11 protein-coding genes and 1 pseudogene are annotated in these 14,783 nt (G+C 62.4%); 9 read left to right on the top strand and 3 right to left on the bottom strand.

Annotation, left to right across the window (positions count from 1 at the left end; genetic code table 11):
• Positions 1 to 156: 156 nt before the first annotated feature.
• Positions 157 to 2,097 carry an FTR1 family protein gene (locus tag APH28_RS25285; protein WP_060513177.1) on the top strand — a complete coding sequence of 647 codons (1,941 nt, stop codon included), beginning with the start codon at positions 157 to 159 and terminating at the stop codon, positions 2,095 to 2,097.
• Positions 2,098 to 2,218: 121 nt separating this feature from the next.
• Entirely contained in the window at positions 2,219 to 2,671 is a 453-nt protein-coding gene (locus APH28_RS25280) for a YaiI/YqxD family protein (RefSeq protein WP_060513176.1), read from the top strand.
• Here the strand turns inward: APH28_RS25280 and elbB are convergent, their stop codons facing one another.
• Entirely contained in the window at positions 2,672 to 3,337 is a 666-nt protein-coding gene (gene elbB / locus APH28_RS25275; RefSeq protein ID WP_060513175.1) for an isoprenoid biosynthesis glyoxalase ElbB, read from the bottom strand.
• A gap of 113 nt (positions 3,338 to 3,450) precedes the next feature.
• Here elbB and APH28_RS29305 point away from each other — a divergent pair.
• Positions 3,451 to 4,029: pseudogene (locus APH28_RS29305) on the top strand (sterol desaturase family protein); the annotation flags it as partial.
• 549 nt (positions 4,030 to 4,578) lie between these two features.
• Here the strand turns inward: APH28_RS29305 and APH28_RS28445 are convergent.
• Positions 4,579 to 5,223 carry a DedA family protein gene (locus APH28_RS28445; protein ID WP_082432393.1) on the bottom strand — a complete coding sequence of 215 codons (645 nt, stop codon included), beginning with the start codon at positions 5,221 to 5,223 and terminating at the stop codon, positions 4,579 to 4,581.
• Positions 5,224 to 5,436: 213 nt separating this feature from the next.
• Here APH28_RS28445 and ppk1 point away from each other — a divergent pair, with 213 nt between their 5' ends.
• Positions 5,437 to 7,668, top strand: coding sequence for a polyphosphate kinase 1 (gene ppk1, locus APH28_RS25260; protein WP_060513172.1), 2,232 nt, complete (start codon positions 5,437 to 5,439; stop codon positions 7,666 to 7,668).
• Here ppk1 and ppx read toward each other — a convergent pair.
• A complete protein-coding gene (gene ppx, locus APH28_RS25255) occupies positions 7,655 to 9,157 on the bottom strand; it encodes an exopolyphosphatase (protein ID WP_060513171.1) in 1,503 nt (500 codons plus the stop codon). The two genes, ppk1 and ppx, sit on opposite strands and share 14 nt — an antisense overlap.
• 241 nt (positions 9,158 to 9,398) lie before the next feature.
• Between ppx and trxA the strand changes: the two genes are divergently transcribed.
• The 5 genes from trxA to APH28_RS25230 all read left to right on the top strand — a co-directional run bounded on the left by trxA (position 9,399) and on the right by APH28_RS25230 (position 14,756).
• Positions 9,399 to 9,728 (top strand): thioredoxin TrxA, encoded by a 330-nt coding sequence (gene trxA / locus APH28_RS25250; RefSeq protein WP_060513170.1) that lies wholly within the window; start codon positions 9,399 to 9,401, stop codon positions 9,726 to 9,728.
• Positions 9,729 to 9,959: 231 nt separating this feature from the next.
• Complete coding sequence (gene rho / locus APH28_RS25245) at positions 9,960 to 11,219, top strand: transcription termination factor Rho (RefSeq protein WP_003253661.1); 1,260 nt, start codon at positions 9,960 to 9,962, stop codon at positions 11,217 to 11,219.
• A 204-nt stretch (positions 11,220 to 11,423) separates the two neighbouring features.
• On the top strand, positions 11,424 to 12,890 hold the full coding sequence (gene ubiD / locus APH28_RS25240; RefSeq protein ID WP_060513169.1) for a 4-hydroxy-3-polyprenylbenzoate decarboxylase: 1,467 nt from the start codon (positions 11,424 to 11,426) through the stop codon (positions 12,888 to 12,890).
• Entirely contained in the window at positions 12,890 to 13,858 is a 969-nt protein-coding gene (locus tag APH28_RS25235; RefSeq protein ID WP_060513168.1) for a CDP-6-deoxy-delta-3,4-glucoseen reductase, read from the top strand. The genes ubiD and APH28_RS25235 overlap by 1 nt, the downstream gene beginning before the upstream one ends.
• Positions 13,859 to 14,105: 247 nt before the next feature.
• Positions 14,106 to 14,756 (top strand): gamma-glutamylcyclotransferase, encoded by a 651-nt coding sequence (locus APH28_RS25230; RefSeq protein ID WP_060513167.1) that lies wholly within the window; start codon positions 14,106 to 14,108, stop codon positions 14,754 to 14,756.
• Positions 14,757 to 14,783: the final 27 nt, after the last annotated feature.

Below are 14,783 nucleotides of genomic sequence, written 5' to 3'. Positions count from 1 at the left end.
CTCGATCTCATAAGCGCTGCAAACCTGTCGGCAGGCACCTGTCAGCCCTCACCCATTCGCCAGCCGACATCCCTTTCCTCACTTCATCTGATTTGTCTCAAGATTTTTCATGAAATCCACCCCCAGCCCTTGAGCGAAGCAAAGTGGAAGTGAACAATGTTCTCTTTCGCATTCCCTCCGAGACTGGCCATGAAAACCCGTTCCCGTCTGCTCGCCTGGTTGCCGGCTGTATTACTCGGCCCGGTGCTGGCGCTGTGCAGCACCCTGGCGCAGGCCGAAGCGCCCGCCGAGGCCGCCAAAGCCCTGCATTTGCTGGACTACATTGGTGCCGACTACCCGCCGACGGTGGAAAACGGCAAGGTCATCGACGACGGCGAATACCGTGAACAGCAAGAATTCAGCGCGGTGCTGGCGGAGCTGGTCAACGGCCTGCCGGCCAACGCCGAGCAAGCTGGCCTGCAGCAAGGTGTGCAAGCGCTGCGCCAGGCCATCGATCAGCGTCAGGACGGCGCGGCGGTGGCCAAGCAAGCCCGACTGCTGGGCGCGCGGCTGGCGGTGGCCTACGAGGTCAGCCAGGCCCCGGTGATCACCCCGGACCCGGCCCGTGGCGCCTCACTGTATGCGCAGAACTGTGCAATCTGCCACGGTGATACCGGCGCTGGTGACGGCCCGGCGGGCGTGGGCCTGGAGCCAGCACCGGCCAACCTGCGTGACACCGCTCGTCTTGACCAGCTGAGCCTGTTCGACCTGTACAACACCCTGGCTTTGGGCATCGACGGTACTGAAATGCCGTCCTTCGCCGACCAACTCGATGAGCGCCAGCGCTGGGACGTGGCGGCCTACATTGCCAGCTTCACTGCCAAGCCTGAAGCCGCTAAAGGCGGCAAGACCTGGAACATCGGCGACCTGGCCCGGCAGACCCCGGCCGAAGTTGCCGCCAACGAAGGCGCCGCGTCGGTCGAGGCGTTCCGCGCCCAGCGCGCCCAGCCGCCGCAGGTCAAGCGCGGCCCATCGCAGTTGCTCGAATACACTGCCAGTACCCTGGACAAGAGCCTTGCAGCTTACCGTGCAGGCGACCACGACCAGGCCTATGACTTGTCGGTTGCGGCTTACCTGGAAGGCTTCGAACTGGTCGAAAGCTCGCTGGACAACATCGACACCGAAGCGCGCAAGAGCACTGAAAAGGCCCTGATGGCCTACCGTCAATCGCTGCAGGACGGCCTGCCGGTGGCCCAGGCCGAACAACGCCTTGCCGAAGCAAAAACCAAGCTCGACCAGGCTGCAAAGCTGCTGGGCAGCGATGGCTTGAGCTGGTCGCTGAGCTTCATTTCCGGCTTGCTCATCCTGCTGCGTGAAGGCCTTGAGGCGATCCTCGTGTTGGCCGCAGTACTGGCCTTCCTGCGCAATACCGGGCAGCAATCGGCCATCCGCAGCGTCAACATCGGCTGGGGCTTGGCGTTGGTCGCAGGCTTTGCCACCTGGGCCGTGGCGGCCTATGTGATCGACGTCGGCGGTGCCCAGCGTGAGCTTCTGGAAGGCAGTACAGCCTTGTTCGCCAGCGTCATGGTGCTGTGGCTGGGTGTGTGGATGCACGACCGCCGGCATGCGGCCGCCTGGCAGGACTACATCAAGAGCAGCCTGGTCAGCGGCGGTGGACGCTTCGGCTTCGCCGTGCTGGCGTTCTTCTCGGTGTACCGCGAGCTGTTCGAAGTGATTCTGTTCTACGAAACCCTGTGGTTGCAGGCGGGCCCAGCTGGCCACCAGGCGGTGCTGGCTGGCGGCGCGACGGCGCTGGTGCTGCTGGTCGGCCTGGCCTGGGTGATCCTGCGCGGGTCGGCGAAGCTGCCGCTGTCGCTGTTCTTCAGCATCAACGCCGGGCTGCTGTGCGCGTTGTCGGTGGTGTTCGCAGGGCATGGCGTGAAAGCGTTGCAGGAAGCGGGCGTACTGGGTACGCGACCGATGGCGTTCTTCGAGTTCGACTGGCTGGGGATTCACCCCGATGTGTACTCGCTGAGTGCTCAAGCGGTGGCGTTGCTGGCGATTGTGGTGTTGTATGGGCGTAGTCGCCTGGCCGAGAAGCGCCGGGCTGCCGTTTAAAGGTTGATGCTACCGGCCTCTTCGCGGGGCAAGCCCGCTCCTGCAAGGTCCTGCCTACGCCTGTGTAGGAGCGGGCTTGCCCCGCGAAGAGGCCGGTGCAGGAAAATAGAGATTTAGCTCAATGCGCATCTGGATCGACGCCGACGCCTGCCCCAAGGCAGCCAAGGACCTGATCGTCAAGTTCGCCCTCAAGCGTCAGCTTGAGGTAATCATGGTGGCCGGCCAGGCCGTGGCCAAGCCGGCCTTCGCGATCGTGCGCCTGATCGTCGTGCCCAGCGGCATGGACGCGGCTGATGATTACCTGGTCGAGCACGCCGTGCCCGGCGAGCTGGTGATCTGCAGCGATGTACCGCTGGCCGACCGCCTGATCAAGAAGGGCGTGGCGGCCCTGGACCCGCGTGGCCGCGAGTTCGACGAACGCAACATGGGCGAGCGCCTGGCGGTGCGCAACCTGTTCACCGAGCTGCGTGAACAGGGCCAGGTCGGGGGAGGGCAGGCGCCTTATGGCGAGCGCGAGAAGCAGGCGTTCGCCAATGCCCTCGACCGGATTCTGACCCGCCTGAGCAAGGGCTGATCATTCCCCTTCGTGGGTTAGTTCCAACACCCGGTCGACAAGCTTGTAGATGCCACTGGCCGCTTCGCTGATCGACTTGGCGACCATGTAGGCCGGGGTGGTCACCAGCTTGCGCTGGGTATCTTCGACGATGTCATGCACATCGCATTCTTGATGCGTGCCGCCCATCTTCTCCACCGCCGCTGCGGTGCCTGCGTCATTGCCAATGGTGCAGACCACGCCCGGGCCATAGATCTTCGCCGCCAGCGCTGGCGAGATGCAGATCAGGCCAACTGGCTTGCAGGCCTCGGCAAAGGCTTCGGCCAGGCTCAGCACATCCGGGTTCACCGTGCATTCGGTGCCTTCCACGGCAAAGTTGGACAGGTTCTTCGCCGCACCGAAGCCACCCGGCACGATCAGCGCGTCGAAATCCTCGGCCTTGGCTTCACGGATATCCTTCACCTCGCCGCGGGCGATGCGTGCCGACTCGGTTAGCACATTGCGCGACTCGGGCATCTCTTCGCCCGTCAGGTGGTCGATCACGTGCATCTGCGCGATGTTCGGCGCAAAGCACTGCACCTGTGCGCCGCGCTGGTCGAGGCGCAGCAAGGTGATCACGCTCTCGTGGATTTCGGCACCGTCGTACACGCCACAGCCGGAAAGAATCACCGCTACTTTCTTGGTCATGCTTATTACTCCATTTTCGAGGCGCTAAATGTCGTCTAGTTTGGCAGATGTGGCCATAGGGATTGCTGCGGGCGCATCCTAATCTCTGTGGATAACCTTTCAGAGCGTTGCCCATGGACGTGATTCTGCTGGCCGTGCCGTTCTTCTTCGTACTGATCGCCGTGGAGCTGATCGCCGACCGCATGCGCGGGCAGCGCAACTTCACTCTGGCCGATTCGATCAACAGCCTGAGCACCGGCGCGCTGTCGACCAGCACCGGCCTGCTGACCAAAGGGGTAGGGCTGCTGACTTACGCCTTGACCTGGGAGCACCTGGCTCTGCTGCGCCTGCCGCCGAGCGCCTGGTGGGTCTGGCTGCTGGCCTTCGTACTGTACGACCTGTGCTACTACTGGCTGCACCGCCTGGGCCATGAGCGCAACGTGCTGTGGGCGGCGCATTCGGTGCATCACCAGAGCGAGGAGTACAACCTCACCACCGCGCTGCGCCAGACCAGTAGCGGCTTCATCTTCTCGTGGATCTTCTACTTGCCGCTGGCGTTGATCGGCGTGCCGCCTGTGGTGTTCATCACCGTGGCGTCGCTGAACCTGCTGTACCAGTTCTGGGTGCATACCCGGCACATTCCCAAACTGGGCTGGCTCGAGTGGGTATTGATCACGCCGTCCAACCATCGCGTCCACCATGCGCAGAATCCTGACTACTTGGATCGCAACTACGGCGGTGTGTTCATTATCTGGGACCGTCTGTTCGGCACGTTCAAGGAGGAGGACCCTGCCGAGCCGGTGGTGTTCGGCGTGACCACGCCCCTGGCCAGCTGGAACCCGTTGTGGGCCAACCTGCAGTTCTACGCCCAGTTGTGCAGCGATGCCCGCCGCACCCGCCGCTGGCAAGACAAGCTGCGCATCTGGTTCATGCCCACTGGCTGGCGCCCGGCCGATGTCGCAGCGGCTTATCCACAGGCGAAGCAGAACCTGGCGCTGTTCCGCAAGTTTGAGGTTGCCTTGGGCCGAGCGTGGCAGGTGTACGTGGCGGCGCAGTTCGTCGTCTACATCGCGCTGGGCAGCTATTTGATGGACGTGGCCGAGCGCGTGCCGAGCGCTGCCTTGGTACTGGGCTGGTCGCTGATGGCGTTTGGCTTGTTCGTCTTGGGTGCGGCCCTGGAAAACCGGCCGTGGGCAGTGCGCCTGGAGCTGGCGCGCCTGCTGACGCTGGTGCCGGCACTCTATCTGGCCGACACGCTGGGCTTAGCGGTGGTCGTGCCCGTGTTCTGGCTGCTTCTCGGTCTTTACCTGCTGCTCAGCGCTGGCAGTCTGCTCTTCTGCCGCCGCGCGGCGCTCTGCACGGACCGCACGGAAGCGCCGGCGCAACCACAGCAGGGCGCCCAACAGCAGCAGGCCACCGAGCACCCATAGCTCGTACTTCTTGATGCTGCCCAGCATACCTTCGAGGATGGCGCCGAAGTGATAGGCCGCCAGGCCCAGTGCCAGCGCCCAGACGGCGGCGCCGATGCCGTTCAGCAGCAGGTAGCGGCGCGGCGAGTAGCCGGACAGGCCGATGGCGATCGGCATCACCGTGCGCAGGCCGTAGACAAAGCGGAAGCTCAGCACCCAGATGTCCGGGTGGCGGCGGATATGCTCCAGCGCGCGGTCACCCATGGCCTGCCAGCGCGGCTTGCGTGCGAGGATCTTGCGGCCGTGCCGCCGACCCATGAAGTACCACAGCTGGTCGCCGGCGTAGCTGCCGCAGAAGGCCACCAGGACCACCAGCTTGATGTCCATGTATTCGCGGAACGCAAGGAATCCCGCAAGTACCAGAATGGTCTCGCCTTCGAAGAAGGTGCCTAGAAAAAGGGCAAAGTAGCCGAAATCCTGCAGGAATTGTTGGAGCATTTTCTGAGGTGCTGGCGAAATGAACGCGCAGCCTACCCCTTCGCGCGCATTCGTGAAAGTGTCCAAATGTGTCTCGACGTGAACAATTCCTACACGGACAATACCGGCAGCCTTAAGTCGCGGCTTGCGCGAAGCTGTAACACAGTCGTCATAATGGACGCTTATCTTGCCGCTCAATTGATCATAGGGCGTTAACGTCCTCAGGAACGTCAGATGAATAATGAAGTGCTAACCCCTGTCGCGATCAAGGATGCCCAGGCAGTCCCCGAAGAGATGGTACAGACCCCGCCCGACCTGCCCGAGGTCGTGGGGCCGGTGGTCGAAGTCGCCGCCCCGGCCCCTGCGCCGACGCCGGCCATCACCGTCCCGAGCCTGGACGACAGCAGCCTGTACATTCATCGCGAACTATCGCAGCTGCAATTCAACATCCGCGTGCTGGAGCAGGCGCTGGACGAATCGTACCCGCTGCTCGAACGCCTCAAATTCCTGCTGATCTTCTCCAGCAACCTCGACGAGTTCTTCGAGATCCGCGTCGCCGGCCTGAAGAAGCAGATCAACTTTGCCCGCGAGCTGGCCGGTGCTGACGGCCTGCAGCCGCACCAGGCGCTGGCACGCATCAGCGAACTGGTGCACTTCGAGGTGGAGCGCCAGTACGCGATCCTCAACGACGTGCTGCTCCCAGAGCTGGAAAAGCACGCCATCCGCTTCATTCGTCGCCGTTACTGGACGCCCAAGCTCAAGACCTGGGTGCGCCGTTTCTTCCGCGACGAAATCGCACCGATCATCACCCCGATCGGCCTCGATCCGACCCACCCGTTCCCGTTGCTGGTGAACAAGAGCCTGAACTTCATCGTCGAGCTCGAAGGCGTCGACGCTTTCGGCCGCGATTCCGGCCTGGCGATCATCCCGGCGCCACGCTTGCTGCCACGGGTCATTCGCGTGCCGGAAGACGTCGGTGGCCCAGGCGACAATTACGTGTTCCTGTCGTCGATGATCCACGCCCACGCCGATGACCTGTTCCAAGGCATGAAGGTCAAAGGCTGCTACCAGTTCCGCCTGACCCGTAACGCCGACCTGGCGCTGGATTCCGAAGAAGTCGACGACCTTGCCCGCGCCCTTCGCGGTGAGCTGTTCTCGCGCCGTTACGGCGATGCCGTGCGCCTGGAAGTGGCCGACACCTGCCCGAAACACTTGTCGGACTACCTGCTCAAGCAGTTCAGCCTGAGCGAGAGCGAGCTTTATCAGGTCAATGGGCCGGTCAACCTGACCCGCCTGTTCAGCATTACCGGCCTCGACAGCCACCCGGAGCTGCAGTACACGCCGTTCACCCCGGCGATCCCCAAGCTGCTGCAGAACGCCGACAACATCTTCAGCGTGATCGGCAAGCAGGACATCCTGCTCATGCACCCGTTCGAGTCCTTCACCCCGGTAATCGACCTGCTGCGCCAGGCTGCCAAGGACCCGCACGTGCTCGCCGTGCGCCAGACCCTGTACCGCTCCGGGGCCAACTCGGAGATCGTCGACGCCTTGGTGGATGCGGCGCGTAACGGCAAGGAGGTCACTGCTGTGATCGAGTTGCGCGCGCGCTTCGACGAAGAGTCCAACCTGCAGATGGCCAGCCGCCTGCAGGCGGCCGGTGCGGTGGTGATCTACGGCGTGGTCGGCTTCAAGACCCACGCCAAGATGATGCTGATCCTGCGCCGCGAGCAGGGCGAGATCGTGCGTTACGCGCACCTGGGTACCGGCAACTATCACGCCGGCAACGCCCGCCTGTATACCGACTACAGCCTGTTGACCTCCGACGACGCTCTCACCGAGGACGTCGGCAAGCTGTTCAGCCAGCTGATCGGCATGGGCAAGACCCTGCGCATGAAGAAGCTGCTGCACGCGCCGTTCACCCTGAAGAAGGGCATGCTCGACATGATCGCCCGGGAGACCCAGTTCGCCCTGGAAGGCAAGCCTGCGCACATCATCGCCAAGTTCAACTCGCTGACCGACGCCAAGGTCATCAAGGCGCTGTACAAGGCCAGCCAGTCGGGCGTGAAGATCGACCTGGTGGTGCGTGGCATGTGCTGCCTGCGCCCAGGCATTCCGGGGGTTTCGCACAACATTCAGGTGCGCTCGATCATCGGCCGCTTCCTTGAGCACACGCGGGTGTTCTACTTCCTCAACGGTGGCGAAGAGCAGATTTACCTGTCCAGCGCCGACTGGATGGAGCGCAACCTCGACAAGCGCGTCGAGACGTGCTTCCCGGTAGAGGGCAAGAAGCTGCTGCTGCGAGTGAAGAAGGAGCTGGAAGGCTACCTGACCGACAACACCCACGCCTGGACCTTGCAGCCAGACGGGCGCTATGTGCGCAGCACCCCGACCGGCAACCAGAACCCGCGCAGTGCCCAGGCGACCCTGCTGGAGCGCCTGAGCAACCCGCTCCTCAACGTACGCTGAGGACGAAGCCGACCCGGGCCAGCCACTCCGCTTCGTTGGCGAAGTCGGCCTGGGTCAGCTGGTTCTGTTCCAGCCAGCCATCCGGGAACACCACTTCAAGGCTGTTTTCGCCGGCCTGCAGGTCCACCTTGGGCATCTGTTGATTGCCGCGGATGTGGTGGAACAGGATGGCGAAGCGCAACAGCACGCACAGGCGAATCAGTTGCACGGCTTCAGCGCCGAACTCCGAGAACTTGTCCTTGGGGATGTTGCGACGATGGCCCCGAACCAACAGGGCCATCATCTGCTGCTCGTCGCGGGAAAAACCGGCCAGGTCAGAGTGCTCGATCAGGTAGGCGCCATGTTTGTGGTAATGGTAGTGGGCGATATCCAAGCCTATTTCATGGACTTTCGCCGCCCATCCCAGCAAATCGCGCCAGTTTCCCTCGTCAAGCTTCCATACCTTGGCTACCTGGTCGAAGGCGTGCAGAGCCTTGCGCTCGACGCGCGCTGCCTGGCCGTGGTCGACGTGATAACGCTCCATCAGCGAATTCAGGGTGCGCTCGCGCACATCCTCGTGGTGATGGCGGCCGAGCAGGTCGAACAGCACACCTTCGCGCAGTGCGCCGTCGCAGTGTTCCATGCGCTGCAGTTCCAGGGCGTCGAAGATTGCCTCCAGAATCGCCAGGCCGGCTGGGAAGATGGTACGCCGGTCAGGCTTGATGCCTTCAAAGTCGATCTTGTCGACTTCGCCGAGCTTGAACAGCTTACGCTTGACCCAGGCCAGGCCCTCGGCATTGACCTCGCCGTTGCCCAGTCCGCCGGCCTTGATCGCGGCGCCAATGGCGCGGATGGTGCCGGACGAGCCGATGGCCTCGTCCCAGGTCAGGCGATGCAGGGCGTTTTCGATGCTCATCAGCTCCAGGCGCGCTGCGGTGTAGGCCTGGGCATAGCGCGCCGGGGTGATCTTGCCGTCGCGGAAGTAGCGCTGGGTGAAACTCACGCAGCCCATCTGCAGGCTTTCGCGCAGCAGCGGCTCGAAGCGCTGGCCGATGATGAACTCGGTACTGCCGCCGCCGATGTCGGCGACCAGGCGTTTACCGGGGGTGTCGGCCAAGGTGTGCGAGACACCGAGGTAGATCAGGCGCGCTTCTTCTCGGCCGGAGATGACCTCCACCGGGTGGCCGAGGATGGCTTCGGCGCGCTGGATGAATTCGTTGCGGTTGCGCGCTTCACGCAGGGCGTTGGTGCCAACGATGCGCACGGAGCCTGCCGGCATGCCGTTGATCAGTTGGGCAAAACGCTTGAGGCATTCCAGGCCTCGCTCCATGGCTTCTTCGCTGAGCTTGCGCTCTTCGTCGATGCCAGCGGCCAGCTGAACCTTCTCGCCGAGGCGCTCGAGAATGCGGATCTCGGTGTGGTGCGCCTTGGCCACCACCATGTGGAAGCTGTTGGAGCCCAGGTCGATGGCGGCGATCAGGGACAGGTTCTTCGCGGAGGTATGCGGCATTCTGTGTGTTCTCGGTCGATAACCCGGCAATCGTGCCACGATCCTTGGCTGACGCCAACGCGCACCGCACCGGGCCTTGATGCAAGGCAATATGCCATTCGATGCTATGACACTTGTGTGACAGTTTCGATTCGCGACGTCTTGCACAACTATAGTTACACTCAATCGTCCGTGACTTCCTGTAGGGCCTGGGTACGGCTATCATGGGCCACGTTTTTTGCTTACGACCCTGGAGATATCCATGAGCAGCGATCTGATCAAACACGTCACCGACGCTACCTTCGAAGCCGAAGTCCTGAAGGCTGAAGGCGCGGTACTGGTCGACTACTGGGCTGAATGGTGCGGTCCATGCAAGATGATCGCTCCGGTTCTGGACGACATCGCCGCTACCTACGAGGGCAAACTGACCGTCGCCAAGCTGAACATCGACGACAACCAGGAAACCCCGGCCAAGCACGGCGTGCGTGGCATCCCGACCCTGATGCTGTTCAAGAACGGCAACGTCGAGGCCACCAAGGTCGGCGCCCTGTCCAAATCACAGCTGGCCGCGTTCCTCGACGCCCACCTGTGATGTGAAACAAAAAACCCCGCAAATGCGGGGTTTTTTCTTTTTCAGAGCACTAGACGCAGAAAAAAGCAAGTGTTACATTCGGCCTCGCACTGCTTCTTCAGTGCCCTCTGCACGCCGTCGCCGAAGCATCCCTAATTCGAATCAGTACGCGATCCTGTCGCCATCTAGCGGCGCGGCCTCATTAAGCCAAAGCTTAATTCTCCCTTCTTACATGATTACGTCACTCCTCTTATGAATCTCACAGAACTCAAGCAAAAGCCGATTACCGATCTTTTGGAAATGGCCGAACAGATGGGCATCGAAAACATGGCCCGTTCGCGCAAACAGGACGTGATTTTCGCCCTGCTGAAAAAGCACGCGAAGAGCGGCGAAGAGATCTCGGGTGACGGCGTGCTGGAGATTCTCCAGGATGGTTTCGGTTTCCTGCGTTCTGCTGATGCGTCCTACCTGGCCGGCCCCGACGACATCTACGTCTCGCCGAGCCAGATCCGCCGTTTCAACCTGCGCACCGGCGATACCATCGTCGGCAAGATCCGCCCGCCGAAGGAAGGGGAGCGTTACTTCGCCCTGCTGAAGGTTGACACCATCAACTTCGACCGTCCGGAAAACGCGAAGAACAAGATCCTGTTCGAGAACCTGACGCCGCTGTTCCCGAACAAGCGCCTGAAGATGGAAGCCGGTAACGGCTCCACCGAAGACTTGACCGGTCGTGTCATCGACCTGTGTGCCCCGATCGGCAAAGGCCAGCGTGGCCTGATCGTCGCCCCGCCGAAAGCCGGTAAGACCATCATGCTGCAGAACATCGCGGCGAACATCACCCGTAACAACCCCGAGTGCCACCTGATCGTCTTGCTGATCGACGAGCGCCCGGAAGAAGTGACCGAAATGCAGCGCACCGTGCGCGGCGAAGTGGTTGCCTCGACCTTCGACGAGCCACCAACCCGCCACGTGCAGGTTGCCGAAATGGTCATCGAGAAGGCCAAGCGCCTGGTCGAGCACAAGAAGGACGTGGTCATCCTGCTGGACTCCATCACCCGTCTGGCGCGTGCCTACAACACCGTGATCCCGAGCTCCGGCAAGGTGCTGACCGGTGGTGTCGACGCCCACGCCCTGGAGAAGCCGAAGCGCTTCTTCGGTGCCGCGCGTAACATCGAGGAAGGCGGTTCGCTGACCATCATCGCCACCGCGCTGGTCGAAACCGGCTCGAAGATGGACGAAGTGATCTACGAAGAGTTCAAGGGTACCGGCAACATGGAGCTGCCCCTGGACCGCCGTATCGCCGAGAAGCGCGTCTTCCCGGCCATCAACATCAACCGTTCCGGTACTCGTCGCGAAGAACTGCTGACTGCCGACGACGAACTGCAGCGCATGTGGATCCTGCGCAAGCTGCTGCACCCGATGGACGAGATCGCCGCCATCGAGTTCCTCGTCGACAAGCTCAAGCAGACCAAGACCAACGACGAGTTCTTCCTGTCGATGAAGCGCAAGTAAGCGTTTCAAGTCGGAATTGATTGGGGCCGCTTCGCGCCCCTTCGCGGGCACGCCCGCTCCCACAGGTTCAGTGCGATCCTGGTGGGGGCGGGCGTACCCGCGAAGGGCTGCGAAGCGGCCCCAATGCATTTTTGCCCCCAAACAAAACCCGAACGGCGCTACACTCTGCAACCCCGACCGATACGGCCAATTAGAGGCTCATGCATGCAGTATCGCGATTTGCGCGACTTCATCCGTGGCCTGGAGCAGCGCGGTGAACTCAAGCGCATCCAGGTTCCGATTTCCCCAGTCCTGGAGATGACCGAGGTCTGCGACCGCACCCTGCGCGCCAAGGGCCCGGCCTTGCTGTTCGAAAAGCCCACCGGCTTCGACATTCCGGTGCTGGGCAACCTGTTCGGTACGCCAGAGCGCGTGGCCATGGGCATGGGCGCCGAGTCGGTCGACGAACTGCGCGAGATCGGCAAGCTGCTGGCCTTCCTCAAGGAGCCTGAGCCGCCGAAAGGCCTGAAGGACGCCTGGTCCAAGCTGCCGATCTTCAAGAAGGTGGTGTCGATGGCGCCGAAGGTGGTCAAGGACGCGGTGTGCCAGGAAGTGGTCGTCGAGGGCGATGACGTCGACCTCGGCCAGTTGCCGATCCAGCACTGCTGGCCGGGCGATGTGGCGCCGTTGATCACCTGGGGCCTGACCGTGACCCGCGGCCCGAACAAGGACCGCCAGAACCTGGGCATCTACCGCCAGCAGGTGATCGGCCGCAACAAGGTGATCATGCGCTGGCTGAGCCACCGTGGCGGCGCCCTGGATTACCGCGAATGGTGCGAGAAGAACCCGGGCCAGCCGTTCCCGGTTGCCGTGGCCCTGGGCGCTGACCCGGCCACCATCCTCGGCGCCGTGACGCCAGTGCCGGACACCCTTTCCGAATACGCCTTTGCCGGCCTGCTGCGCGGCAACCGGACCGAGCTGGTCAAGTGCCGTGGCAGCAACCTGCAGGTGCCGGCCACCGCCGAGATCATCCTCGAAGGCGTGATCCACCCGGGCGAAATGGCCCCTGAGGGCCCGTATGGCGACCATACCGGCTACTACAACGAAGTGGACAGCTTCCCGGTGTTCACCGTCGAGCGCATCACCCACCGGCAGAAGCCGATCTATCACAGCACCTACACCGGTCGGCCGCCAGATGAACCGGCTATCCTGGGTGTGGCGCTGAACGAAGTGTTCGTGCCGATCCTGCAGAAGCAGTTCCCGGAAATCGTCGACTTCTACCTGCCGCCGGAAGGCTGCTCGTACCGTATGGCGGTGGTGACCATGAAAAAGCAGTACCCAGGCCACGCCAAGCGCGTGATGCTGGGTGTGTGGTCGTTCCTGCGACAGTTCATGTACACCAAGTTCGTTATCGTTACCGACGACGACATCAACGCCCGCGACTGGAACGATGTGATCTGGGCCATCACCACGCGCATGGACCCCAAGCGTGATACGGTAATGATCGACAACACGCCGATCGACTACCTGGACTTCGCGTCGCCAGTGTCGGGGCTGGGGTCGAAGATGGGCCTGGACGCCACGCACAAGTGGCCGGGCGAGACAACACGCGAATGGGGCCGGGTCATCGTCAAGGACGAGGCCGTCACCCGCCGTATCGATGAGCTGTGGGATCAGTTGGGAATAGATTGATGCAAGTAACGTTGCAGCCGTCCGGGGCGGTGCTGGCGCTCAAACCCGGGGAACGGATCCTGGATGGAGCGCGGCGGCTGGGCTATGACTGCCCGAACAGCTGCCGCAATGGCAATTGCCATGTCTGCGCCGCGTTGTTGGTCGAAGGAAGCGTGCGTCAGGACGGTGTAGTCCGTGACCATGGCGAGTTGTTCACTTGCATTGCCGAACCGCTGGAGGACTGTGTGTTGCTCTGGGATGGTGTGCTCGCCCTCGGTGAGCTGCCAGTGCGCAAGCTGGCATGCAGCGTGAGCGAATGCGTCGAGGTTGGTGGCGACGTCTGGCGCGTGCGCCTGCGCGCGCCGGCCGGCAAACCGCCGCGCTACCACGCCGGGCAGTACCTGATGATCGAGCGCGAGGGCGACAAGCCAGCGGCCTTCTCACTGGCCTCTGCGCCGCATTCCGGGCGGGATCTCGAGCTGCATGTGCTGGTCCGCGAAGCCAGCGCCCAGCAGCTGCTGGCACAACTGCAGCGCGACCGCCTGGCGCGTATCGAAATGCCGTTCGGCGATACCCATTTGGCCGAGCTGCCCGATGGGCCGCTGGTGCTGATTGCCGCTGGCACTGGCATGGGCCAGATGCACAGCCTGGTCGAACATTGCCGCGCCCAAGGCTTCAAACATCCGGTGCACCTGTACTGGGGCGTACGTCGCCCCGAAGACTTCTACAGCATTGAACACTGGGCCGAATGGGAGCGTTTGCCCAATCTGTTCCTGCACAAGGTGGTCAGTGACCTGTGTGGCTGGGAAGGGCGCTGCGGCATGCTGCACGAAGCGGTGTGCGAGGACGTGAAAGACCTCAATACCGTGCACGTGTATGCCAGCGGTTCGCCGAACATGGTCTACGCCACTCTCGACGCCCTGGTCGAAGCGGGTATGGATGCGCACCGCATGCGTGCCGATGTGTTTGCCTACGCACCACGTGGTTAATAACCGAAGTTTTAAGTAGTGGGTATAAGGCGGTAATTGTTACCGCCTTGGCCATTAACTTTCGCGGCCATCGAAACAATACTTCCCAGTCGTCGGAACTGTGCATGAAACTCTGTTCATAGGACTTGAGTATTGGCGCAGTTCTATCCTATGGTTACTGCAAGCGCGCGAAGCGCGGCCGTGCAGGCCGCGCCACCAGCGCCTCTCGCTTTTATGCGTAGTACACAGGGAATAATGGCGGCAGCTTATGTCGGCACTTGAAAGTTTGTCCTGGGAAATTGCTTATCCTCCGACGCTCGACTTCGGTCAGCAACTGACCCGCGAGCAATTGCTCAACTCCATGCATACAACCATGTCGCGCCATGAAGGTGGCCCGGTCTGGTTATTTGCCTACGGCTCGTTGATCTGGCGCCCGGAATGCAACTCTGTGGAGCGCCAGCGGGCGCGGGTGCATGGTTATCACCGTGGTTTGTACCTGTGGTCGCACGAGCACCGCGGTACGCCGGAAACGCCAGGCCTGGTGTTTGGCCTTGATCGCGGCGGCTCCTGCAGCGGTTTTGCCTACCGCCTTGAAGACAGCAACCTCGATGATTCGCTGATGGCCCTGTGGCAGCGGGAGATGCCTTACCCAGCGTATAGGCCGCACTGGCTCAGCTGCCGGTTGGGCGACGGCAGCAAGGTGCAGGCGTTGGGGTTTGTGTTGGAGCGGCACCTGCCGTGCTATGCGGGCAACCTGCCGGATACGTTGCTCAGCCAGATTCTGGCCAGTGCCAAGGGGCGTTATGGCACCACGCGGGATTATGTCGAACAGACTCTGAATGCATTGCGCAGCCATCAGATGCCCGACCGCAACCTCGAAGCGCGGTTCAGGCGCTGCCATAACCTGCGCGAGTTGTGATTCAGCTACCGGCCTCTTCGCGGGCAT

Origin of the sequence: Pseudomonas sp. NBRC 111124, assembly GCF_001320245.1 — a bacterium.
Lineage (GTDB): Bacteria > Pseudomonadota > Gammaproteobacteria > Pseudomonadales > Pseudomonadaceae > Aquipseudomonas.
The sequence above is the reverse complement of the archived record's forward strand: the minus strand, read 5'-3'. Positions and strand labels throughout refer to the sequence as shown.

Coding starts and splice junctions, on each gene's coding strand:
- rho (WP_003253661.1), top strand. CDS start 9,960: ATGAATCTCACAGAACTCAAGCAAAAGCCGATTACCGATCTTTTGGAA.
- APH28_RS25285 (WP_060513177.1), top strand. CDS start 157: ATGTTCTCTTTCGCATTCCCTCCGAGACTGGCCATGAAAACCCGTTCC.
- APH28_RS25280 (WP_060513176.1), top strand. CDS start 2,219: ATGCGCATCTGGATCGACGCCGACGCCTGCCCCAAGGCAGCCAAGGAC.
- elbB (WP_060513175.1), bottom strand. CDS start 3,337: ATGACCAAGAAAGTAGCGGTGATTCTTTCCGGCTGTGGCGTGTACGAC.
- ppk1 (WP_060513172.1), top strand. CDS start 5,437: ATGAATAATGAAGTGCTAACCCCTGTCGCGATCAAGGATGCCCAGGCA.
- trxA (WP_060513170.1), top strand. CDS start 9,399: ATGAGCAGCGATCTGATCAAACACGTCACCGACGCTACCTTCGAAGCC.
- ubiD (WP_060513169.1), top strand. CDS start 11,424: ATGCAGTATCGCGATTTGCGCGACTTCATCCGTGGCCTGGAGCAGCGC.
- APH28_RS25230 (WP_060513167.1), top strand. CDS start 14,106: ATGTCGGCACTTGAAAGTTTGTCCTGGGAAATTGCTTATCCTCCGACG.
- ppx (WP_060513171.1), bottom strand. CDS start 9,157: ATGCCGCATACCTCCGCGAAGAACCTGTCCCTGATCGCCGCCATCGAC.
- APH28_RS28445 (WP_082432393.1), bottom strand. CDS start 5,223: ATGCTCCAACAATTCCTGCAGGATTTCGGCTACTTTGCCCTTTTTCTA.
- APH28_RS25235 (WP_060513168.1), top strand. CDS start 12,890: ATGCAAGTAACGTTGCAGCCGTCCGGGGCGGTGCTGGCGCTCAAACCC.